Annotated in this window: 19 protein-coding genes; 5 read left to right on the forward strand and 14 right to left on the reverse strand. The window is 67.3% G+C overall.

Annotated elements, in window-relative coordinates; translation table 11 throughout:
* Positions 1-16 precede the first annotated feature (16 nt).
* Entirely contained in the window at positions 17-580 is a 564-nt protein-coding gene (locus BS329_RS14400) for a TetR/AcrR family transcriptional regulator (RefSeq protein WP_084749697.1), read from the reverse strand.
* A gap of 262 nt (positions 581-842) precedes the next feature.
* Here BS329_RS14400 and BS329_RS14405 point away from each other — a divergent pair, with 262 nt between their 5' ends.
* From BS329_RS14405 to BS329_RS14415, 3 genes are all read left to right on the forward strand, one after another.
* Positions 843-1,031: a hypothetical protein gene (locus tag BS329_RS14405; protein ID WP_076160682.1), complete on the forward strand. Its 189-nt coding sequence runs from the start codon at positions 843-845 to the stop codon at positions 1,029-1,031.
* 154 nt (positions 1,032-1,185) lie between these two features.
* Positions 1,186-1,680: a hypothetical protein gene (locus tag BS329_RS14410; RefSeq protein ID WP_076160684.1), complete on the forward strand. Its 495-nt coding sequence runs from the start codon at positions 1,186-1,188 to the stop codon at positions 1,678-1,680.
* A gap of 58 nt (positions 1,681-1,738) precedes the next feature.
* The gene (locus BS329_RS14415; protein WP_076160687.1) at positions 1,739-2,281 is read left to right on the forward strand and encodes a hypothetical protein; all 543 of its coding nucleotides are present in this window, start codon (positions 1,739-1,741) and stop codon (positions 2,279-2,281) included.
* On the opposite strand, the gene BS329_RS14420 is transcribed toward BS329_RS14415, so the two are convergent.
* Entirely contained in the window at positions 2,278-3,234 is a 957-nt protein-coding gene (locus tag BS329_RS14420) for a GlxA family transcriptional regulator (RefSeq protein WP_076160690.1), read from the reverse strand. The genes BS329_RS14415 and BS329_RS14420 overlap by 4 nt on opposite strands.
* Before the next feature lie 86 nt (positions 3,235-3,320).
* On the opposite strand from BS329_RS14420, the gene BS329_RS43860 reads away from it, so the two are divergent.
* Entirely contained in the window at positions 3,321-3,464 is a 144-nt protein-coding gene (locus tag BS329_RS43860) for a hypothetical protein (RefSeq protein WP_167480013.1), read from the forward strand.
* Between the two features lie 210 nt (positions 3,465-3,674).
* Positions 3,675-5,423 (forward strand): BCCT family transporter, encoded by a 1,749-nt coding sequence (locus BS329_RS14425; RefSeq protein ID WP_208619212.1) that lies wholly within the window; start codon positions 3,675-3,677, stop codon positions 5,421-5,423.
* Between the two features lie 64 nt (positions 5,424-5,487).
* Here BS329_RS14425 and BS329_RS14430 read toward each other — a convergent pair whose 3' ends face one another.
* The 12 genes from BS329_RS14430 to BS329_RS14485 form a co-directional block, all read right to left on the reverse strand.
* Positions 5,488-5,853 (reverse strand): DoxX family protein, encoded by a 366-nt coding sequence (locus tag BS329_RS14430; protein ID WP_076160692.1) that lies wholly within the window; start codon positions 5,851-5,853, stop codon positions 5,488-5,490.
* Positions 5,853-6,326, reverse strand: a complete 474-nt coding sequence (locus tag BS329_RS14435) for a carboxymuconolactone decarboxylase family protein (protein WP_076161101.1) — start codon at positions 6,324-6,326, stop codon at positions 5,853-5,855. Before BS329_RS14435 ends, BS329_RS14430 begins: the two co-directional genes overlap by 1 nt.
* A 27-nt stretch (positions 6,327-6,353) precedes the next feature.
* Positions 6,354-7,220, reverse strand: a complete 867-nt coding sequence (locus BS329_RS14440) for a sigma-70 family RNA polymerase sigma factor (protein WP_076160695.1) — start codon at positions 7,218-7,220, stop codon at positions 6,354-6,356.
* A 204-nt stretch (positions 7,221-7,424) separates the two neighbouring features.
* Positions 7,425-9,305 carry an OmpL47-type beta-barrel domain-containing protein gene (locus BS329_RS14445; RefSeq protein WP_076160698.1) on the reverse strand — a complete coding sequence of 627 codons (1,881 nt, stop codon included), beginning with the start codon at positions 9,303-9,305 and terminating at the stop codon, positions 7,425-7,427.
* Between the two features lie 67 nt (positions 9,306-9,372).
* Positions 9,373-13,329, reverse strand: a complete 3,957-nt coding sequence (locus BS329_RS14450; RefSeq protein ID WP_076160701.1) for a ThuA domain-containing protein — start codon at positions 13,327-13,329, stop codon at positions 9,373-9,375.
* A gap of 216 nt (positions 13,330-13,545) precedes the next feature.
* Entirely contained in the window at positions 13,546-14,565 is a 1,020-nt protein-coding gene (locus BS329_RS14455) for a multicopper oxidase domain-containing protein (RefSeq protein WP_076160703.1), read from the reverse strand.
* A 14-nt stretch (positions 14,566-14,579) separates the two neighbouring features.
* Positions 14,580-15,455: a sugar phosphate isomerase/epimerase family protein gene (locus BS329_RS14460; protein ID WP_076160706.1), complete on the reverse strand. Its 876-nt coding sequence runs from the start codon at positions 15,453-15,455 to the stop codon at positions 14,580-14,582.
* Positions 15,456-15,465: 10 nt separating this feature from the next.
* Positions 15,466-16,470 (reverse strand): sugar phosphate isomerase/epimerase family protein, encoded by a 1,005-nt coding sequence (locus tag BS329_RS14465; protein WP_076160709.1) that lies wholly within the window; start codon positions 16,468-16,470, stop codon positions 15,466-15,468.
* Positions 16,470-19,559, reverse strand: a complete 3,090-nt coding sequence (locus tag BS329_RS14470; RefSeq protein ID WP_076161103.1) for a ThuA domain-containing protein — start codon at positions 19,557-19,559, stop codon at positions 16,470-16,472. Before BS329_RS14470 ends, BS329_RS14465 begins: the two co-directional genes overlap by 1 nt.
* A gap of 211 nt (positions 19,560-19,770) precedes the next feature.
* Positions 19,771-21,144 (reverse strand): alkaline phosphatase family protein, encoded by a 1,374-nt coding sequence (locus tag BS329_RS14475; RefSeq protein WP_076160712.1) that lies wholly within the window; start codon positions 21,142-21,144, stop codon positions 19,771-19,773.
* Complete coding sequence (gene eboE, locus BS329_RS14480) at positions 21,141-22,211, reverse strand: metabolite traffic protein EboE (RefSeq protein ID WP_076160715.1); 1,071 nt, start codon at positions 22,209-22,211, stop codon at positions 21,141-21,143. The genes BS329_RS14475 and eboE overlap by 4 nt, the downstream gene beginning before the upstream one ends.
* Entirely contained in the window at positions 22,208-23,071 is an 864-nt protein-coding gene (locus BS329_RS14485) for a TatD family hydrolase (protein ID WP_076160717.1), read from the reverse strand. Before BS329_RS14485 ends, eboE begins: the two co-directional genes overlap by 4 nt.
* Between the last annotated feature and the right edge of the window lie 4 nt (positions 23,072-23,075).

Consider the following 23,075-nt stretch of genomic DNA (forward strand, 5'->3'; position numbering starts at 1 on the left):
TTCCTCCCTTGTGGGTTCAGCTGACCAGACGACGGAGGACGGCCGCGGCGACACCGCGATCGGACTCCGGTTCGAGCGCGCGATGCAGCAGAAGCCCGTCCACCGCGGCGAGGAGCACCCCGGCCGTGCCGTCGGCGTCGGCCACCCCGTGCTCCGCCAGCCAACGGCCGAAGCGGGCGCGCAAACCGGCGAGGATCTCCTGGATGCCCTGGCGCAAGGTGTCGTCGCGAGTCGCCGTCAAAGAGGCCTCGGCGAACAGCAACGACATCGGATCGACGCCGCTGTACTCGCCGACCGACGCCAGCAGCGCGTCCACCGCCCCCGCGGGCGTGCCGATGGTTTCCAGCGCCGCTTCGAAGGCGCCGGCGACCTCGCGCATCGCCCCCAGCACGCCCTCGATCAGCAAGGCCTGCAACGAAGGGAAGTGATAGTGCACGACGCTCGGCGTGACCCCGGCGCGTTCGGCAAGGGTCCGGGTGCTGACCGCGGACCAGCCTCGTTCCGGCACCAGTTCGACCGCGGCCTCCAGCAACCGCCGCCGCACGGCCTGACCACGTTCCGCGGCCGGGGAGCCTGCCACATCCGCCTCCTAGGGCGTTCGTCTTGTACGACTGCCCTGATCGTATGCCCGGTTGCGGTCTCGCCGCAAACTCGGTGGTCAAGGCGTCGGAGCAAGGTGAAGCTGGACGGGTACCACTGGCGCACGGCTCGGCGAGTACCCGGACAGCGGCATGCCGCATGTCGTGCTCTGCACGGAGACGAGTCCGGAAGCGGCAAAAATGACCTCGCTCCGCGGCTGAGCCGTCGCAAGGCTTGCTCCTCCGATCCACTTTGGAGGACACATGGTCTCGAAGCCCCGCGTCGCGCTGGGAATGCTCGTACTGGTGGTGCTGGCGGGCGCAACGATCGCGCTGCTGGTCTCGCTCGAGGCGGGCGCCTTCTGGGTCAGGACCCTGCCCATCGCCGTGCTGGTCGGCGGAGCGGTCGTCGCCCAGTCCCTCGGTCTCTTCACCAAGGCACCGAAGGATTAGGGCGTGTCTCCCGGACTGGAGTCGGCAGGTGGGACGAGGGCACGCGCGCGCGTTTCTTTTCGGTCGGAGGCCTCGGATTCGCGGAGGCGGGCCGCGCGCTTCGCGAGACAAGGATCAGGGACCGGTCCCCGCGCTCGCCGTTAGCGTTCCGCGCGTGACCGAACTGGGTGCCTACATCGAACGCTTCGAGACGAATTCCCGCAGCCGCGCACTCCGGGGGCTGGCCGCGATGGCGATCGGCGCACCGATCGCCTTCTTCGGAGTCGTCCTGTTCCTGATGGGACAGGAGGCAGGGGCCTCCGGCGGGGAGATGTTCCTCGGCGTCGTCATCGGCGGCGGACTGGGGCTGATGCTGATGGGCGCCTGGGCCTGCTGGCACGCGATCAGCAAACGGGGCGAGACCTTCACCCTGTACGAGCGGGGATTCGTGCACACCTGGAGCAAGTCGACCACCGTCGTGCCGTGGCACGACGTCGAGGCGGTCATCGACCACACCAAGAAGAACGTCCTCGCCAAGGCCCTCGGTGGCGACGTCGGCTGCCTCGTCAAGCTCACCGACGGCAAGAAGATCCTCATCAACGGGTTCACCGAAGGCGCCGCCCTGCTGGCCAACGACATCTCGGACGCCGTCGGGCGACGTCGCGCCTGAGCCACGGCGACCTTCCGGACCCGCCGCGCACATCGGCACGCAGGCCTACTTCGACACCGTGCGGCGGCAGGCGAACGCCTGCGACGTGGTGGTGGCCGACGGGGTCGGCGACGTGAAGCCAGTGTCGCGGCTGACCGCGAGCTATCGGCTCGCGGTACGGAACAACCGGCTCGGACTGGTGGTGCAGGACCTGAAGGCGGACACCTTCATCGCGCCGACCGTCCGCCCCGACCTCGACGGCCCCGGCTTCTCCGAGGGCCGGCGGCGCGTCCCGCTCGGCGACAGGCTGATGATCTCCGTGCTGGCGCCGACGCTGGGGGTGTTCCTGACCGTCGACGGCGAAGAAGACTCCTGGGTCGAGCCGGCCGAGACCATGCCTGAATTCGACGGCCTGATCAACGGCAGCCGCGACAAACTCCTCGTGGACGCGTTGGCCGGACGGCACGAGCGGCGCCATCACGAGCCAGGGACGGTCGGCGTGGTCTACGGCGCCGAACACCTGCACGCGGTCGTCCGTGAACTCCGCGCACGCTTCGGTTACGTCGTGCGAGACGCGGAATACGTCACTGTTTTCGCCCTTGGATCGTCCCTTGTGGACTAGACGCGCTGCGGTGCGAAGGTCCGGCGATAGTCTTGTGGGGAAACACCGACGACCTTGTGGAAATGGTGACGCAGCAGGGCGCCCGAGCCGAACCCGCAGCGGCGCGCGACCTCGTCGATGCCCATCGTCGTCTCCTCCAGCAGAGACCGTGCGTGCAGCACCCGCTGCGTCGAGAGCCACCGGTGTGGCGTGGTGCCCGTCTCGGCGACGAACTTGCGGGCGAAGGTGCGTTCAGACATCTGGGCGCGGCGGGCGAGATCGGCGACGGGATGCTCCCGGTCGATGGTGTCGAGCATCCAGGTGAGCACCGGCTGGAGACTGTCGCCGGCGCACTCGGGGATCGGCACCTCGACGAACTGCCGCTGCCCGCCCTCACGCTGCGGCGGCACCACCATGCGCCGAGCGATCGCGGTGGCCGCGGCGGACCCCAGTTCGCGCCGGACCAGATGCAGGCAGGCGTCGATGCCGGCGGCCGTCCCCGCGCTGGTGATGATGTCGCCGTCGTCGACGAAGAGAACGTCCGGGTCGAGGCGGGCCAGCGGGAACCGCTTCCGGAACCCGGCGCTGTGCCGCCAGTGGTTCGTGCACCGGCGCCCGTCGAGCAGCCCGGCAGCGCCCAGCACGAAAGCGCCGGTGCAGACCGAAAGCAGCGTGGCGCCCCGCGCCGAAACCGCGTGGAGCGCTTCGAGCACCGCGGACGGATACTCGTCGCGCACGTCGCAGGCGGGGACGACGACGAGGTCCGCGTTTTCGGTCGCCTCGAGACCGTGTTCCGGGGTCATCTTGACCCCATAGCCGAGGCTGAGCGGTTCTCCCGCCCGCTCCCCGCATACGCGGAAGTCGAGCAGCGGCACCCCGTCGTCGGTGCGGTCGTAGCCGAACACCTCGCAGACGACCCCGAATTCAAAGGGGGCGAAGTCGTCCAGCAGCACTACCGCGACGCTCGTCAGCATGACCGAAGCATAGCTGGCAGGATTTTGACGCACAACGACAGAACTGCCACTTTTGGCAGGATATCCCTTGGCGCAAACTTACTGCCATGACCGCACTCATCGTCACCTTCGCCTTCATCGCCCTCGTCGCCTACCTCCTGCAGCGCAACCACACGAGGCAGGGCCGCCCCGGCGCCGCTGGTGGCGACCCGCTCGGCCGCCCCTTCTGGCGTGGCGGCATCACGGTCTGAACTGGGCTCTTTGCGCGAAGATCGGCCCGATCTCCTGACCGCCGGTGTCACGAGCGACACCTTCCCCGCCGTGGTCAGACCCATAATCACGGGTTAAACCTCTCGATCCGTATTTTCTGCCGGTTACCAGTTTTCTGGTTAGGGTGCAGTGGTGCAAACGGGTTAACTCGGGCGGAAGGAGATCGCGCTGTCATCGGCGCGTGGCTGAACATGAGTTCGCAGGACGGTAAACAAGCGGAAGAAGAGGGTGTCGCGGGTGCCGCGACAGACCTCGCCAACGCACCGGATACGACAGGTCCCGGGCACACGCCCGATGAGCACGTGCCCCTCGACCTCGCCTCCGAACGACCCGCTGAGACCGACCGGACCGTTTTCGGTGTGGCCGCGGCCCTCGCGCTCGCGATCATCGTCTGGGGCGTGCTCGCGCCGGAGAGCCTCGCGAGTGTCGCGTCGACCCTCCTCAATGACGCGGTGATCCCTTACGGCGGTTGGGCTTTCGTCCTCATCGCGAGCGGTTTCGTCCTTTTCGCGGTCTGTCTGGCCATCAGCCGCTACGGCCGCATCCCGCTGGGTGGGGACAAGGAACTGCCCGAATTCCGGACGTCGTCGTGGATCGCGATGATGTTCAGCGCCGGTATGGGCATCGGCCTGATGTTCTTCGGCGTGTACGAGCCGGTCTCCCACCTCGCGAGCCCGCCCCCGGGCACCGTGGCCCCGAACTCCGACGAAGCCGTCCACACCGCGATGGCCACGACGTTGTTCCACTGGACCGTGCACCCGTGGGCGATCTACGCCGTCGTCGGCCTCGCGATCGCCTACAGCACCTTCCGCAAGGGCCGCACCCAGCTGATCAGTTCGGTGTTCGCGCCGCTGATCGGCAAGCGGCGCACCGAAGGCCCGCTGGGCAAGGCGATCGACATCATGGCGATCTTCGCCACCCTGTTCGGTTCCGCCGCTTCCCTCGGGCTCGGCGCGCTTCAGGTCGGTGGCGGCATGGGCGCCGTCGGCTGGATCGACGACCCCGGCAAGGGCCTGCTGGTCGCGATCATCGCGATCCTCACCATCGCGTTCATCGCGTCGGCGGTGTCCGGGGTGGCCAAGGGAATCCAGTGGCTGTCCAACATCAACATGGTGCTCGCCGCGGTGCTCGCGGTGTTCGTGCTGGTGGTCGGGCCGACCGTGCTGATCCTCAACATCGTGCCGGGCGCGATCGGCGACTACTTCCGCGAACTGGCGGAGATGTCCGGCCGCACCGGGATGACCGGCGGCGACGAAATGCAGACCTGGCTCGGTGGCTGGACGGTCTTCTACTGGGCGTGGTGGATCTCGTGGACGCCCTTCGTCGGCATGTTCATCGCGCGGATCTCCCGCGGCCGCACCATCCGGCAGTTCATCTTCGGCGTCATCGCGATCCCGAGCATCGTGAGCCTGATCTGGTTCGCGATCTTCGGCGGCGCGGCGATCAGCAGGCAGCGGTCGGGGACGGACATCGCGGGTGCGGGCAGCGCCCAGTCGGCGACGTTCGAACTGCTCGAGACACTGCCGTGGTTCATCCCGATCGCGATCCTGGTGATGATCCTGGTGTCCATCTTCTTCGTCTCCGGCGCGGACGCGGCGTCGGTGGTGATGGGCACCTTGTCCCAGCGCGGAAGCGTGCATCCCAAGAAGGGTGTCGTCATCTTCTGGGGCGTCCTGATGGGCGCCGTCGCGGCGGTGATGCTGCTGGTCGGCGGGAACAAGGCGCTGACCGGTCTGCAGAATCTCACCATCTTGATCGCGGTGCCGTTCGTGTTCGTGATGGTCGGGCTGTGCGCGTCGGTCTGGAAGGACCTGCGCAACGACCCGCTGATGAAGCAGGAAGACGCGATGATGCTGTCGCTGAAGGAACTGCACGAGGAACGCACCAATAGCGGCCACGGACGCCGTCGCATCCTCGGACGCTCGAAGCAGAAGTCCTGAGCTGATCCGCGCGTGAAGGCCCCCTTCCCTCGGCTCAATCGAGGGAAGGGGGCCTTCACGCGTATCAGGCGCGGCCGATGGCCACGAAGACGCACAGGGCGAGATAGCCCAGATCCAGCAACGCGACCCAGGGTTCGTGACGGCGGATCCGCACGACCACCGCCCCCGCCATGACCAGCGCCAATCCCACTGCGGCCAGCGGCACCAATACCGGCGCGATGTCGAGCAGCGCGGGCAGGACCAGGCCGACGGCGCCCGCGATCTCGACCGCCCCGATCGCTTTGACCGCCCCCGGGCTGAAGTCCAGCACCCAGCCCGCGGCCGACGCCACCCCGGCGATCTTTTCCCTCGGTATCAGTACCTTGCCGACACCGGAGACGAGATACATGATCGCCAGCAGCGAGGCGACGATCCACAGTGTCGTGTCCATCAGTGCACCAGCTGTCCCGGCTGGTAGTCGCCCGCCGGCTGCCGGGTGATGACGTTCAGCCGGTTGAAGGCGTTGATGAGCGCGATCTGCGTCACCAGCGCCAGAAGCTGCTCTTCGTCGTAGTGCTTGGCGGCGGCGTCCCACGCCTCGTCGGTGACACCGGCGCTGTCGGCGAGACGGCAGCCCTGCTCGGTGAGTTCCAGCGCGGCGCGTTCGGCCTCGGTGAAGACCGTCGCCTCCCGCCACGCCGCCACCAGGTTCAGCCGGGTCGACGTCTCCCCCGCTCGCGCCGCGTCCTTGGTGTGCATGTCGAGGCAACCCGAGCAGCCGTTGATCTGGCTGGCCCGGATGTTCACCAGTTCCCTTGTCGCAGCGGGAAGTTCACTATCTTCGAGGACCCGTCCCGCCGCGACGAGGTGCTTCACCAGCTTCGGCGCGAGAGCGGTCTTGAAGACTTCGAGTCGTGCCTGCATGGGTTTCTCCTTCTCGTCCAGGTTCACTTACTTGGACGAGGAGGCCTCCGGAGAGGTAACACCCATGGCCGCGAGGCGACGTGGGTCACTCACGGAGTCGATCGCGACGATGCGGCCGTCGACGATCGTGCACGCCATCACGCCGCCCAGCCTGCCACGCTTGTCCCAGGTCACGACGCCGGGCTTGCCGTTGACCAGCGCGGGACGCACGGTCGCCACGGCACGGGCGCCACGCTGGGCGCGGGTGGCCACCTCGGCCGAGCCCAGCCTGACGACCACGCCGCGCGCGGTCTCCGAACGCCACGTCACGTCGGGGTCGAGCACCCTCAGCAGCCCGTCGAAGTCTCCTTCGCGAGCGGCCGCCAGGAACGCTTCGACGACCGCGCGCTGCTGAGGCTCGTCGGCGGGGCGTCGGCCCTGCACCTTGCGGCGGGCGCGGCTGGCGAGCATCTTGGCGGCGTCCGCGGATTTACCGAGGATCTCGCCGACCTCGGCGAAGGGGACCGCGAACAGGTCGTGCAGCACGAAGGCCAGCCGCTCGGCCGGGCCGAGCGTGTCGAGCACCACCAGCAGCGCCAGCCCGACCGACTCGGCGAGCACCGCGTCTTCTTCGGGAGAGTCTTCGAGCACCAGCAGTTCGGGCGGCTCGTCGTCGAACGAGTCCTCGGGCCGGGCCTTGCGGGAGCGAAGGACGTCGATGCAGACGCGGCCGACGACGGTGGTCAGCCAGCCGGAAAGGTTGTCGATCGTGCCGGCGTCCTGGCGGGCCAGCCGCAGCCAAGCCTCCTGGACGGCGTCCTCGGCGTCCGCCCGCGAGCCGAGCATCCGGTGGGCCACCGCCACCAGACGACCACGCTGCTCCTCGAACGCGCTCGCCAGGGTTTCGCCGGTCATGTCGTTCCCTTTCTCGCGACGAATCCGTCATGGCCATGACGAACGCGGCGCGAGAAAGGTAACCGGTGGCGGGGCACGTCACGTGACTGGACGGACGACACGCGTGATCAGACGGAGATCACGCGGCGGACTCCGACCTCGCATCGCGAGATCGCAACTAGAGGACTACTTGCGTGCGGCCACAGCCGCGCGAACAGGCTCCGCTCAGACGTCCCGGATCGGTGTTTTCACCACCTTCTTCATGCCGGGGTTCTTCGTCTCCGGCCGCTTCTGCGGTTCGGCGGTCGAGCCGCCGATGCCGGAGTCGATCGCCGCCGTGACGATCAGGTTCCGCTCGTCGGACGAGATGGTCTCGCCGTCCAGCAGCTCCTGCGTCACGGCCCGCACGTAGGTCACGAACTGGTCGTTCGACGAGTAGTCCGACTCGTCGTCGATCACGTCGTTGATCGTGCAGCCGTTGCCGGTGTCGCGGTTCTCGACCTGGCTGTCCGCCGTGCCGAGGATCACGGTGTCCCGGACATCGGAATCCGGGCACGCGTCCGGGCCCGGCGGCGCGGCGACGATGGTGAACGCGCCGCCCTGTTCCGCCGAGACGTTGCCCGCCTTGTCCGAGGCCCGGTACGTCAGGGTGTGTGTACCGAGCGCGGTCACCTTGACCGGCGCGGCGTACACCGTCCAGGCACCACCGTCCAATTTGTACTCGACCTTGTCCACCCCGGACCCGGTGTCGGTCGCGGTCAGGTTGATGGTCGCGTCCTCGATGTACGACCAGCTTCCGTCCAGATCACCGCTCACCACCACGGAAACGACCGGCGCGGTGCTGTCGTCGCCTTCGACGATCGTGAACGTCGCCGTGCCTTCCGGCGAAACATTGCCCGCCTTGTCGGTCGCGCGGAAGTTCACCGTATGCGCACCGACGACGGTGAGCGCGAGCGGCGCCGAGTACGTCAGCCACGGGCCACCGTCCAATTCGTACTCGACCTTGCCGACCCCCGAACCGGCGTCGGTGGCCGTGAGTGTCACGGTCGCCTTGCCGACGTAGTTCCCGGCGGTGTCCTTGGTGCCGGTCACTTCGGAGGTCACGGCCGGGGCGGTGGTGTCACCGCTGACGACGGTGAAGTGCGCCATGCCTTCCGGCGAGACGTTGCCCGCCTTGTCCGAAGCACGGTAGTGGACCATGTGCATGCCCGGCGCGGAGACCGCGACCGGAGCGGTGTACGCGGTCCACGCGCCATCGTCCACTTTGTACTCGACCTTGTCGACACCGGAATCGGCGTCGGTGGCGGTCACCTTCACGGTCGCGGTGTCGAGGTAGTCGCCCGCGCCGTCCTTGGTCCCGGTCACCTCCGACGTCACCGTCGGCGGCGTCCGGTCACCGGGCTGGCCCGCGACGACGCTGAACGACGACATCGCTTCCGTGGACACGTTCCCCGCCTTGTCCGTGGCGCGATGGTGGACCATGTGCGAGCCGACCGCGGAGACCACCACGGGCGCCGTGTACACGGTCCACGCGCCGCCGTCGAGCTGGTACTCGACCTTGTCCACACCGGACTGACTGTCCGAAGCGGCCAAGTTCACCGTCGCGGAACCGACGTAGTTGCCCGCCGTGTCCTTGGTTCCGGTGACGTTGGCTGTCACGGTCGGCGGGGTGGTGTCGGGGTTTCCGCCACCGTCGGTGACGATCAGCTCGCCCATCATCTTGGTGTGGCCTTGCACCGTGCAGTAGAACCGGTACTTCCCGGGCGTCAGCGTCACGGTCGCTTCGTGCTCACCGTTCTGCTCGTCGTAAGGGTTCGCGAGGATGTTGAGGGTGACGTCGTGGTTGTAGCCCGGGGTCGACGTGTCGAACGTCAGCGAGTGCGACATCGTCGAGCCGAGGGCTTCGGTGTTCTTGAACAGGATCTTGGTCTCACCGGCCACCGCGGTGGTGGGCGCGCTGAGGTAGTGGTCGGTGCTGTCGCCGGCGGTCCATTCCAGGGTCTGGACGGGTGCGGCGACGGCGGGTGCGGCGTAGCCCGGCATTACCAGGCCCAGTAAGGCGAACACCGCGGCCAGCAGGGCCACAGCGAGGTTTCTTGGGGACATCGCGGGAAAACCTTCCGTACAGGAAGACCGGCCGGGCGCGAGGGAGGTCGCGCCCGGCCGGTCTTGGCTACAGCTGCCGCACCCGGATGTTGCGGAACTCCATCAGGTCGTTGTCACCGTGGTTCTGCAGACCGATGAACCCGCTGACGAACTGCCGGAAGTCGGTCGACGGGTCGCCCGCCCGCGACGAGTTGATCCCCGGCGCGTTCTCGAACTCGTTGAGCACGACGCCGTTGCGGCTGATCGTGTACTTCTGCCCGACGACCTTGACCTCGTACTCGTTCCAGGTCCCCTTCGGCTTCACCCCAGCCTGGTCGAGCGGCCGCGGGTCGAAGTTGTAGATCGACCCGGTCTTCTGCGGCTCACCGGTGGCCCCGTCGTACAGCTGGACCTCGTGTCCACAGTAGATCGCGACCCAGGCCTGCGACGTCTTCGCCGACCCGACCGTGCCGCAACTGCCCGGCGGACGCTGCTCCAGCGGGGTCCGCGGGTCCGGGAACCGCACGAACACACCACTGTTGGCGCTGCCGGTCGGCGCGATGTCCTTGAACTGGAGCTTCACCGAGAAGTTGCCGAACTGCCGTGCCGAGTACCACAGCATCCCCAGCCCACCGGACGGTCGCAGCGACCCGTCCGGCTGGATGGCGAACTGCCCGGACGGCGCCTGCGACCAGTTGCGGAACGATTCCGCCGTGCCGTCGTAGATCGCGTCGTAGCCGGTGACGCCCTTGTTGCCGATGGGCGACGCGGCGGCCGCGGCGTTGATCTTGTCCGACTCGGCCGAGTTCAGCACCCCGAGGTCACCGAGCCGGTCGACGGCCTGCGTGACGTGGTTGACGAAACCGGCGTGGGAGGTCCACGTGCTGTCGTCGTCGATCATGTCGTCGACCGTGCAACCGCCGCCCGCGTTCCGGTTGGTCACCCCGGTATCGGTGTCACCGATGGTCACCGTGGCACCGGGATCGGCAACCAGACACCCGACGCTCACCGAGTTCCGCGTGGTCACCGTCTCGCCGTCCGCGTAGTTCACGGTCAGCTTGGCGGTGTAGAGCCCGGTGCGCGGGTAGGTGTGCCGCGGGTCGGCCTGCGTCGAGATGGTCCCGTCGCCGAACTCCCACTTGTAGGAGACGCCGCCGGACTTCGACCCGGTGAAGGCCGCGGTGAGCGGCTTGTTCTGCACCATGGTCGACACCGCCGCGGCGGACGGGGTGGCCTCACCGCCGGTGTAACTGATCTTCAGCAGCTTTTGGTTGGCGTCCAGGGTGAAGAACCCGTTGCCGTAGTCGAGCGCGTAGAGCGCGCCGTCCGGGCCGAACTTGGCGTCCATCCAGCTCTGCAGTTTCTGGTCGCCGCCACCGGCCGGCACGATCTGCCGCACCGTTTCGGCGAACACCGGCGGATCCTGTTTCGGCACGCCGTTCGGGTCGACGGTCACCGCGATCCGGTTCTGGCCGTTGCTCTGGTCACCGATGAACCACTTGTCGTTCCAGTACGACGGCCACGCGACACCGCTGTTGGTGTTGACCAGGTCGCGGTGGTACGTGGGCCCGGTCATGACCGCCTGGCCGCCGCCTTTGAGGTAGGGCTGTGTGTAGGTGGCCTCGGCCGCGTTGTACGTCGGCACGGAGCTGTTGGGACGGTTGGGGAACACCGGTCCGCCGCCGTCCGGCGAGTACCAGATCATGTTCTTCTTGACCGGCGGCAGGTTCACCAGGCCGGTGTTGCGCGGCGAGGTGTTGACCGGGTTGTCGCAGTCGTACCAGCCGGTGAGGACTGCGGCGTCGGTGCTGCTGCGGTCGCGGTACGGCTGCTTGTTGCCCATGCAGTACGGCCAGCCGTGGTTGCCGGCCTCGGTGATGATCGTGGCCGTCTCGTACTTCGCCGGGCCGAGTTCCGGGCTCGGCGAGGACGCGTCCGGACCGACCCAGGCCGCGGTCAGCCAGTTGGTCTTCTTGTCGACTTGCAGACGCGAGATGTTCCGCACGCCCATCACGTAGATCTCGGGCCTGGTCTTGTTGCCGGGATCGTTCGCCTCGGGGAACAGGTTGCCCGCCGGGTTCGTGTACGTACCGTCGGCCTCCGGGTGGATCCGCAGAATCTTGCCGTTGAGGTCGTTGGTGTTACCGGCGGTGCGGCGCGCGTCCTGGAACGAGACACCCTTGTAGTCCTGGGTCCAGTTGTTGCCGGAGTACCCGTTGGAGCCCCCCGACGAGTTGCTGTCACCGGAACCGATGTAGAGGTTCCCGCCGGAATCGAAGTCCATGCCACCACCGGCGTGACAGCAGCTGTGGATCTGGACGTCCCACGAGAGCATGTCCTTGCGGGTCGCCTGGTCCAGCGTCTGGTTCTTCAGGTCGTAGGTGAACCGGGAAACGACCCGCTTGCCCATCCGCGTGTCACGGTTGATCGACTCGTGCGGCATCCAGTAGGCGTACATGAACCCGTTCTCGCTGAACTTCGGGTCCAGCGTGAGCCCGAGGAGGCCTTCCTCGTTCTTGACCATCTCGTTGGTGTTGCCGCGGTTGCCCATCACCTTCAACGTGGTGAGCAGCTTCGCCTTCTTGGTGACCGGGTCCCACTGGTGGACCGTGCCGCAGCCGAGGCCGACGTTCGGGTCGTCCCAGCTCTCCACGAAACCGGTCGGGCAGGCCGCGCGGCCGATGTAGAACACCCGGCCGCTGGGGGCGATGGTGAGCCCGTGCGGCTCGCCGATCTGGTCGAGCTGACCGGGCTGGTTCTTCGCGGTCAGGCGTTCGACCTTGTAGTTGGCCGCGATGCCCGCCTTGCAGTCACCGCGCACCATGCCGGTGGTCCACTTCAGCGCGCCGAGGAGGTGGCTGCGGAACTGGGCTTCGCCGTAGCTCGCTTCGGTGCGGCCCATCCCGCTGTAGAAGGAACGGCCACCGTCGTAGTCACGGCACCACGACACCGGGTGGAAGGCGCCGTTCGCGCCGACTCCCGGCTTGTAGGTCGACTCCTCGACCTGGGCGACGGTGTGCACGGTGCCGACCGGGTTGACCTCCCAGTTGATCCACCGGTCGGTGCGGACCCATTTCTTCGGCAGGCCCGCGGTGGCCGGGTTCGCCTTGTCGAGGACGTCGACCGTCGCCTGGGCCGGGTCGTTCTCCGGCGGCGGCGGGGTGGTCGAGTTGTCCTTGTACAGCTTGAAATCGGCCAACTGGATAAGCGGGTCACCCGCGTTGGCGGTGATGTTCAGCCGGTAGTTCGCATACGCCGTGGTGTTGGCGAAGGTGAACTTGCGGCTCTGGAACGGGTCGGTGAACACCTCGTTGGTCCGGGTGTCCAGATCCGTCCACGTCGTCCCGTCGTTGGACCCCTGCACGGTCCAGTTCTTCGGGTTACGGCCGGCGAAGTCGTTCGCCGAGACGAGGTCGTAGCTGCTCACGGCGACCGGGGCGGCCAGCTTGTAGGCGACCCAGCCGGTCGGGGAGAAAGCCAGCCACTTGGTGTTCTCGTTGTTGTCGGCGAGCTTTTCCTTGCTCTCGTTGGGCGGGTTCTCCGCGCTCGCGCTGACCGAGGCGACCGCTTCCGGGGTGGGACGCGCGCCGACCGGACGCGCGCCGATCAGCCCGGAGAACCACTGCGATCCGTCCTGCGCACGAGCGGCGTCCGACAGTCCGAGGAAGCCACCGCCCGCCTTCATGTAGCTCTGCAGCGAGGTTTCCTGGTCACGGTTGAGCGTGATGCCCTGTGCGGAAAGGAAGACGACGCCGCGGTACTTCGCGAGGTTGGCGCTCGTGAACACCGCGGGGTCCGAAGAGGATGACACGGAGATCCCGTTCGCCTGGCCGAGGCTCGTGATCGCGTCCGTGGCGCGCAGGACGGGGTCCTTCTGGTCCGCGGCGGTGCCGTGGAAGACCAGGACGTTGACCGGGACGTTCGGGGCGGCTTCGGCGGTCACCGGTGCGATGGCCAGTGGAAGCCCGGAGGTGACGACGGCGCCGACCGCCAACGCGGCCAGTGACCGTCTGCGGAGGCGTCGTTGTGAAGAGACTCGTCTCAAGGTCTCGCTCCTTTCAAAGTCTATCGAGGGGAAACACATCAGGGCAGGGCGGCGGTGGCGATTTCGCGTGATCAGAGGGACGACTCGCGTGATCAGGCGGACGACTCGCGTGATTGACGGGACGACACGGGTGTCGTCCGTTGGATCACGCGTGTCGTCCGTTCAGTCACGCGAAACCTCCGGATCGGTACAGGGGTCCACCCGTCCCTTCGCCTCTCACGAGTGGTGGGCGTGGGCCGAGACGCCGCTGGCGTCCGGCTTGGCCGTGGAGTGCTGGTGTCCTTTGAAGCGGTCGATCGCCGCCTGGGCGCCCGCGGGCATCCCGCCGTCGGCGTTGCGGACCAGGAACACCCCGGACATGCCGTCGTCCGAGTGCTGCTGGACGTGGCAGTGGTACATCCACGCGCCCGGCCCGACGCCGTCACCGGCGATCACCTGGAACCCGAAGGAGTTGCCGGGGTCCAGGGTCTTGTTGTCGAGAATCGGGGCGTTGTCGGTCGCGCTGGTGAGCATGCCGGTGCGGGTGTCCGCCCAGCGGTGCGCGTGCAGGTGGAAGGTGTGCATCAGGTTGCCGTGCCCGATGCAGATGAACTCGACGCGTTCGCCGAGGTTCGCCTCGAAGATCGGCGTGTTCGGGGCGATCTGGTGGTTGATCCACATTTCGGTGAACACCACGGTGAACTGCTTGCTGGGCAGCAGATCCCCGCGTTTGCGCACGATCAGGCCGCCGTAGAGCCCTTTCATCAGGCCCACCGTGCCGTGGTCGCCGCCGAACGCGTGATCGTGGTAGTGCCAGTACCCCGCGCTGCCGGGCATCCAGAAACCGTTGGCCGCCTGGTAAGCCGTCCGCGTCTTCCAGGTGTAGATCTTGGTCTCGTACGGCTTGTTGAAGGAATCGTTGAACGGCGAGCCGTCGGATTTGGTGTCGTAGTTGACGCCGTGCGGGTGGATCGAAAGCCGCTGGTCGGTGTTGTTGACCAGCTCGATCACCAGTGTGTCGCCCTCGTAGCACTCCAGGAGCGGCCCGGGGATGGTCGGTTTGCCGGGCTCGAGCCCGTAACCGACCCGGGTCGAACCGGGAACGTAGTCGGCGTACACGGTGATGTCGCGGGTCATCCCGGCCGCCGCGGCGGGTGACGAACCGGCGCTGGCCGACACCACGACCGGGGCGATGACCCCGGCCGCGGTGCCCGCGAGCATCGATCTGCGGGACAGCCCGCGGTTGTTCTTGTCCATGGTGGATTCCCCAGTCAGAAGCGAACGTTACGGAGATAGGTGAATCCGGTCTGGGCGGTGCTCAGGGGATCCGTGGGGTTGTCGTGCTCGACGATGTACTCGTGCAGGTTCGCGCGGGTGTTCCGGAAGATGCGCGGGAAGTCGATGACCCCCTTGCCGGGGTCGACCATCTTCCCGTCGGCCGTCCGGTCCTTGACGTGGTACTGCACCACGCGCGGGAAGTGACGGCGGTACAGCGAAATCGGGTCGACGCCGCCCTCCACCGCCCAGAACAGGTCGATCTCCAGGTGCACGTGACGTGGATTCGTGTTCCTGGTGAGCACGTCGTACGGACGCACGCCGCCGATCGGCGCGAACTCGTGCGCGTGGTTGTGGTATCCGAGCGGGATCCCGGCCTGGCGGAACTTCCGCGCCGCCGTGTCAAGCCGTCCGGCGAACTGCTTCCAGCCGTCGATGGTGTCGAAGGCCGCGAACGGCACGTTGGCGCGGGTGTTCCCGAGGACCTTCGCGTCCGCGATGGTCTTGTCGAGATCCCCGTCGATGCCGATGTGAGTGGACGTCGCCTTGATGTGGTTCTTGTCCAGCAGACCGCGGAACTCCTGCGCCGTGCGGCCGTAGGTGCCGGCCAGTTCGACCTTCCGGTAGCCGATGTCCGCCAGCGCCGACAGGGTGCCCGGCAGATCCGCCTGCAACGCGGTGCGCAGGGAGTAGAGCTGGATGCTGATTTTGTCCACCGGGACCCGGCCCCGGCCGTGATGGCCGTGTCCCTCGGTCGCGGCACTGGCCACGTTCGGCAGGGCTACCGCCGCACCCACCGCGACCGCCGCCGTCGCGGCACCTCGGAGGAGCGACCGTCGAGAGTGGAACCGCTCAGCTTCTTCACCGCACATGAAACCGCCCTCACTTCTGGTTGCTGAAAGCCGCGTCGAAGGCCGTCGACGGCTTGTCGAACAGGAGCCCCCGCAGAAAGGTCACGGCTTCCGCCGCGCCCCGGAGCCGGTCCATGCCGGCGTCTTCCCACTCCACCGAGATCGGACCGGCGTAGCCGATCGAATTCAGTGCGCGGAAACAGTCCTCCCAAGGCACGTCGCCGTGCCCGGTCGAAACGAAGTCCCAGCCGCGTCGGGGGTCTCCCCAGGGGAGATGCGAGCCGAGCCGTCCGTTCCGGCCGTCGAACCGTTTCCTGGTGTCCTTGCAGTCCACGTGGTAGATCCGGTCGGCGAAATCGAGAATGAAGCCGACCGGGTCGAGGTCCTGCCAGATGAAATGCGAAGGATCCCAATTCAGCCCGAATGCCGGACGGTTTCCGACAGCTTCGAGCGCACGTTTCGTCGTCCAGTAGTCGTAAGCGATCTCCGAAGGATGCACCTCGTGCGCGAACCGCACGCCGACCTCGTCGAAGACGTCGAGGATCGGGTTCCAGCGGTCCGCGAAGTCGGTGTAGCCGTCGTCGATGACCGCCTGCGACACCGGCGGGAACATCGCGACGTACTTCCAGGTCTTCGAACCGGTGAAGCCGATCACCGTGTCCACACCGAGTTTCGCCGCCGCACGGGCGGTGTCGGCCATTTCCTTCGCGGCCCGCTGCCGGACGCCTTCCGGTTCACCGTCACCCCACACCCTGGACGGGATGATGGCCTGGTGGCGTTCGTCAATGGGGTCGTCACAGATGGCCTGGCCGACGAGGTGGTTGGAAATGGCCCACACCTTGAGACCGTGCTCGGCGAGCAGCTTCAGCCGCCCTGGCACATAGTCCTCTTCGGACAGTGCGCGGTCGACCTCGAAGTGGTCGCCGGAACACGCGATCTCGAGGCCGTCGTAGCCCCATTCGCCGGCCAGCCTGCACACCTCGGTGAACGGGAGATCCGCCCACTGGCCGGTGAACAGCGTGATCGGACGGCTCATCATTGCTCCTCGAAGGTGATTACGTCCACGTCGAACAGGCCGCCGGAACCGCCCTTGAACACGAGGAACAGCGGGCCGGTCCCGCCGGGGTCGGTGATGGCGGAGGCCGGGATGTCGGCATAGGTGTCCCAGCCGCCGGTGTTGGCGACGGCGACCGTCTGCACCAGCGGGCCGTCCACCGCACCCGAGCGGACCTCGATCGTGCCGCCTGCCCCACCGGAGGAGACCCGGTAGCCGATGCCGCTGACACCCACGAGATTCACCGGGTCGAAGTTGATCCAGTCACCGGATTCGATGTGACCGACGCGTTTGCCGCCACTGGCGCCGTCGTGCCCGACGACCTCGATCCCGCTGGACCGGGTGTAGAACTCAGCCTGCTTCACCTTGGGTTGCAGCAGGGATTCCGCCTCGCCGGTCAGCGCCGGGACACCGTTGCCACCCTTGTCGGTATAGCTGGCATTAATGACGCCGAACACGTTGGCGTCCGCGCCGTGGCCTTCGTCCGCCGGGGTGGCGATGGTGCCTTCACAGCCGGTCGCACGGCTCAGCGGATGCCCGTGGCCCTCGTGACCGAGGATGTATTCGACGGTCACCTTGGCGCAGTCGATCGGGTTGTCCTCGGCGTCGTTCACCTCGACCTTGAACGGGACCTTGTCGCCGAAGCTGAACACGCTGCCGTTGACCGGGGTCTTGAGCGTGACCACCGGCGCGGTGTTGCCGACGGTGACCACCACACTCGCCGAACCGGTCAGACCGGTGGGGTCGGTGACCGAAAGCTTCGCCGTGTACTGGCCGTTCGCGGCGTAGGTGTGGGAAACCGGGGCCGCTTCGGTGGAATCGGTGGTGCCGTTCCCGTCGAAGTCCCAGGCGTAGGCGAGTGCTCCGCCGTCGGGGTCGTTCGTCCCGGCCGGGTCGAACTCGACGGTCAGCGGTGCCTGCCCGGAGGTCTTGTCCGCGGCCACCCTGGCCACCGGCGTCCGGCGTCCCTTGGTGTAGTCGATGCGGTAGACCGCGGATTCCTTGGAGCCGCCGAAGTACCCGGTGCCGTAGTCGAGGACGTACATCGCGCCGTCCGGGCCGAATTCGACGTTCATCGGGCGGACCAGGTCCATCGAGTCGAAGAACGGTTTGACGGCGCCGCGTTCACCGTTCTTGCCGACGGTGATCTCCTTGATCCAGCCACGTTCCCATTCGTAGGCGAAGGTCTTGCCGTTGAAGTATTCCGGGAACTTCGTCTGCGACGGGTTCTTCGCTTCGTACTGGTAGACCGGACCGCCCATCGGGGACTCCGGGCCGGTACCGAACTCGGGCACCGAGCCGCCGTCGTAGGGAATCCACGCCTTCTCGACCGGGGGCAGGTCGGTCAGCCCGGTGTTGCGCGGGCTGGTGTTCTTCGGTTTGGCGCAGTCGAAGGCGGCGCCGGACTGCTTGGTGGCGAAGTCGTGGTCGATGAACGGCTGGTTGTCCCCGACGCAATACGGCCAGCCGAAGTTGCCCGGCTTCTTGATCAGGTTGAACTCGACCGTGCCGCCGGGACCGCGCTTCGGGTCGGCGGCGCCGGCGTCAGGGCCGTAGTCGGCGAGGTGGATCCAGCCGGTCTTGCGGTCGACGGCGAACCGGAACGGGTTCCGGAAGCCCATCGCGTAGATCTCGGGCCTGGTTTTGGCCTTGCCCTTCGGAAACAGGTTGCCCTTCGGAACCGTGTATTTGCCCTTGGCGTCGACCTTGATCCGCAGCACCTTGCCGCGCAGGTCGTTGGTGTTTCCGGAGCTGCGCTGCGCGTCGTAAACCGGGTTGCGGTCGGCACGCTCGTCGATCGGGGTGAAACCGTCGGAGGAGAACGGGTTGGAATCGTCCCCTGTGGACAGATACAGATTTCCTCGCGCGTCGAAGTCGATCTCGCCGCCCGCGTGGCAGCAGATGCCGCGTTCGGCCGGGACCTGGAGGATCTTCTGCTCGCTCGCGAGGTCCAGGTTGTTGTCGGCGCCGAGCTTGAACCGCGAGAGCTGGTTGTGGCCCTTGAACGGCTCGAAGTCGGCGGGAGTGCCGTTCTCCGGCGCGTCACCGGCCGGGGTGTTCAGCTTGGGCGCGTAGTACAGGTAGACCCAGCGGTTCTTGGCGAAGTCCGGGTCGATGGCGACACCCTGGAGGCCGTCCTCGTCGTGGTTGTAGACGGGGATCGTCGCGGCCAGTTTGGTCGTCGCCGACGAGCTGGTGTACCAGACGCGGCCGTCGCGCGAGGTGTGCAGGACATCGCGGTTGGGCAGCACGGAAAGCGCGATCGGCTCGCCGGTCTTCTCTTCGCCCTTGGCGAGGGTGATCTGGTCGAAGTCCGCGTCGACCGGATCCGGGGTCTGCTTGGCGCAACCCGCCTCGCTCAGTTTGGTGGCGTACTTGATGCCGCCCGCGAGGTGTGCGCGGAACGCCGGTTCACTGTAGGACTCCTTGGTGTGCCCGCCGCCGGTGTACCAGGAGCGGCCGCCGGAGTTCTCGTGACACCAGGCGATCGGGTGGTCGCCCATCGCGCCGTCACCGGGCTGGTAGCTCTTCTCGTCCAAGCTGGCCAGGACGTTGACCTTGCTACGCGGGTTCTCGCGGTAGTTGTACCACTCGTCGGTGCGCGGCCAGGTCTCCGGAAGAGCATGAGTGGACACATGGTCGTGGTCTTCGACCTTGACGTTCGCCTGCTGGATCTGCGGATGGGACTTGAAGTACGCCCCGACCAGGTCGCCGTACCAGGGCCAGTCGTATTCGGTGTCGGAGGCGGCGTGCACGCCAACGTACCCGCCGCCTCCCTTCACGTACCGCTCGAACGCGGCCTGCTGATCCGCGTTCAGCACGTCACCGGTGGTGGAAAGCCAGACCACGGCGTTGAAGCGCTTGAGGTTCGCGTCGGTGAAAGCCGCCGCGTCCTCGGTGGCTTCCACCGCGAAGTGGTTCTGCGCACCCAGTTCCTTGATCGCCTCGATCCCGGTGGGGATCGAATCGTGACGGAAGCCCGCGGTCTTGGAGAACACGAGCACCGTCGCCGCTTCGTGCTCCGGTGCGGCCTGCACCGGTAGCGCGACGCCTGTCAAAGCCGTGACCATCGACGTGACGAGCACGCCTAGTCGTCGTTTCAAGGACATAGCTGTGGCGATCCTTTCGATGAGCGGCGGCGATCAAGGAACGGAATGCGGTGGAGCTTCCTTTCGTGGGATCTGGGGGTGGGGGGTGTCGCGAAAGCCACTTTCGGGACACCAGACGTCGCGAAAGTGGCTTTCGCGACACGTCCCGGCTAGGCGACCTCTGCCCCTCCCGTCATTTGAGGCCTTGCAGGGAAAGGAGCAGCGGATGGACGTCGGTCGCCCCCACCCGACCGGACGGCTGGAACGACGGGTCCGAGCAGAGCAGCACCGGACCGTCCTCAAGGGAATCCGGAAGCCGTCCGTGCGAACCGCGCACCCAGCGCGGATCGGTCGGGACGACGTCCATCGCGTACCGCAGCCCGGCGAACTTCTTCGCCAGGTTGAGCCCGGCCCGCGCCTTGGCGAACTTGTCCTCCGGGTCGAAGAACAGTTCGGCGGGGTCGTAACCCGGTTTGCGGTGGATCTCGACGCCACGCGCGAAGTCGGGCTTCCGCTCGTCGTCGAGCCAGTAGTAGTAGGTGAACCACGAGTCCGGATTCGCGACCGCGACGAGGTCGCCGGCGCGCTCGTGGTCCAATCCATATCGAGCCTGCGCCTCACGGTCGAGGACCTCGTCGACGCCGGTCAGTTCGCCGACGATCGAGCGCACTCGCTCCCTATCCGAGGAGTCACGGACGTAGACGTGCGCGACCTGGTGGTCGGCGACGGCGAACGCGCGCGACGCCCACGGGTCGAGGTACTCCATGCCCGCCTGGGTGTAGACCTCCAGCAGGCCCTCGCGACGCAGCGCCCGGTTGAGGTCGACCGGCCTGCTGACGTTCGTGATCCCGTACTCGCTGAGCGCGACCACGGTCGCCCCGGCGTTGCGGGCGTCGTCGAGCAGCGGCGCGAGCGCGTTGTCCAGTTCCCGCGCCGCCAACGCGGCCTGCGGCGCGTCGGGGCCGAAACGCTGGAGATCGTAGTCCAGGTGTGGCACGTAGGTCAGCAGCAGATCCGGGCGCTTCTCCCGCAGGATCTGCCGGGACGCGCCGATCACCCACTTGCTCGATTTGATCGACGCCGTCGGGCCCCAATACTGGAAGAGCGGGAACTCCCCCAGCGCGCCGGTCAGCTGATCATGCAGTTCCGGCGGGCGCACGTAGGCGTCCGGGGATTTGCGGCCGTCGGCGTGGTAGATCGGCCGCGGGGTCACCGTGACGTCGGTGCTCATCCCCATCGCGTACCACCAGCACACGTTCGCCGACGTGTAACCGGGGTGCGCCGCCCGCGCGGTCTCCCACAGCTTCTCGCCACCGACGAGCCGGTTGTGCTGGCGCCACAGGAAGATCTCGCCGAGTTCGCGGAAGTACCAGCCGTTGCCGACGATCCCGTGCTGCGCTGGCATGAGCCCGGTGAGGAACGTCGACTGCGCGCTGCAGGTGACGGCGGGCAGCACCGTGCCCAGTTCGGCCTGCCAGCCGTCGCGGGCGACTGCGGACAGGTTCGGCATGTCCCGCAACGCCTTCGGGGTCAGTCCGACGACGTCGATGACGACCAGCGGCTTCATGCGGAAGCCCCTTCCTTGACGAGGTTCGCCTGTGCCCACTCGAGTTCCGCCGCGATCCCGCCGACGAGGTCACCCGCGTCCGGGAGCACGCTCCAGGTGTAGGTCTCGACCTCGATATGCGGTTCACCGGGCAGCCCGGCGGCGACGGTGCGCAGGACGTCGGTCGTGGTGGACAGCGGCGCGGCCGGGGCCTGGTGCAGCGGCAGGTGGAAGTGCACCCGCCACGGACCCTCCCCCGGCAACTCCGCCCAGGCCTCGGGCAGGTCGTCGGCCTTGTGCACGACACCGCCCGAAAACTCCCGGACCTGGTGCAGGTAGCGCGGTTCGGCGAACGCAGCCAGTGCTTCTCTTGCCTCAGCGGGCTTCTCGACGTGTAGTGCGGCGGAGGCCTGCACCTTGACGATGTCCACATCGGACGCCGCGATCGCCTTGAGGGTCTCCGCCGGGTCGGCGAAGGACACCGCGAGGTGGCAGGTGTCCAGGCACAGCCCGACGTACTCCGGGTCGACGCGGCCGGACAGCCAGCCGAGCGCGTCGGCGACGGTGTCGAGAACGCAGCCGGGCTCGGGTTCCACGGCCACCTTGATCGGCCGGTCACCGATCGCCCGGACGACCTGGCCGAAGGCCTCGGCCGCGCGACGGTCGTCGTGTTCGGTCCACGGTTCACGCCACGCGAGCGGCAACGTGGAGATGCTGCCGTACGTCGCGTCCTCGGCGAGCAAGTCCGAGAGCACGTTCACGCAGTCGATGGTGTACGCGACCCGGTCGCTGTTCGTCCACTCAGGACGGTAGACCGCGTGCTTGACGACCTCGTCGTGGAATCCGCCGTACGGGAACGCGTTGAGTGTGTAGACGCTGAGCCCGCGCGCGTCGAGTTCCGCGCGGAAGTCCTTGCGCGCCCGAGCGTCGTCGGCGAGTCCGCGCGCGACCGGCGCGGAAAGCCACAGCCCGACACCGAGCCGATCGGCGCCCAGCCGCTCACGCACCGGGAGCGCGTACCGATCCAGCTGCGCGACGATGCCCTCGACGTCCTCGGCGGGGTGAACGTTCGTACAGTAGGAGATCATTTGCGGGCACCTCGCAGGACCGAGTTGCCCTCGAAGGTCACGGCCTCACCGGTGAAACCGGGCAGCGGGTCGAGGGTGAGGCGTCCACTTTGGCCGTAGAAGTCGACCGGGTTCTGCCACAGCACCTTGTCGACGTCGGCCTCGGTGAACCCGCCGTCGAGCATCGCCTGCCCGGTCTTGGCGGTCTTCAGCGGATCCGAGCGGCCCCAGTCCGCGGCCGAGTTGACGATCATCTTGTCCAGCCCGTACCGGCGCAGGATCTCGACCATCCGGTGTTCGTCCATCTTGGTGTCCGGGTAGATGGAGAAACCCATCCAGGCACCGGAATCCTTGACCAGCTCGACGGTGACCTCGTTGAGGTGGTCGACCACCACGCGCTCCGGCGCGACACCCGCCTCACGGACGACGTCGAGGGTGCGCTTGGTGCCTTCCAGCTTGTCGCGGTGCGGGGTGTGCACCAGCACCGGGAGGTCGTGGTCGAGCGCCAGCGCCAGCTGCTGTGCGAAGACCTCGTCCTCTTCCTTGGTCATCGAGTCGTAGCCGACCTCGCCGACCGCGACGACACCGTCCTTGGCCAGGTACCTCGGGAGCACGTCGAGCACCTCGCGGCAGCGGGGGTCGTTGGCCTCCTTGGGGTTCAGCGCGATCGTGCAGTGGTGCCGGATGCCGAACTGGGCGGCGCGGAACCGTTCCCAGCCGATGAGCGCGTCGAAGTAGTCGGTGTACGAGCCGACGCTGGTGCGTGGCTGCCCCAGCCAGAACGCGGGTTCGACCAGCGCGCGGACACCGGAGGCGTACATGGCTTCGTAGTCGTCGGTGGTCCGGGAGGACATGTGGATGTGGGGATCGAAGATGCGCATTGTG

The organism is Amycolatopsis coloradensis, assembly GCF_001953865.1.
GTDB lineage: Bacteria > Actinomycetota > Actinomycetes > Mycobacteriales > Pseudonocardiaceae > Amycolatopsis > Amycolatopsis coloradensis.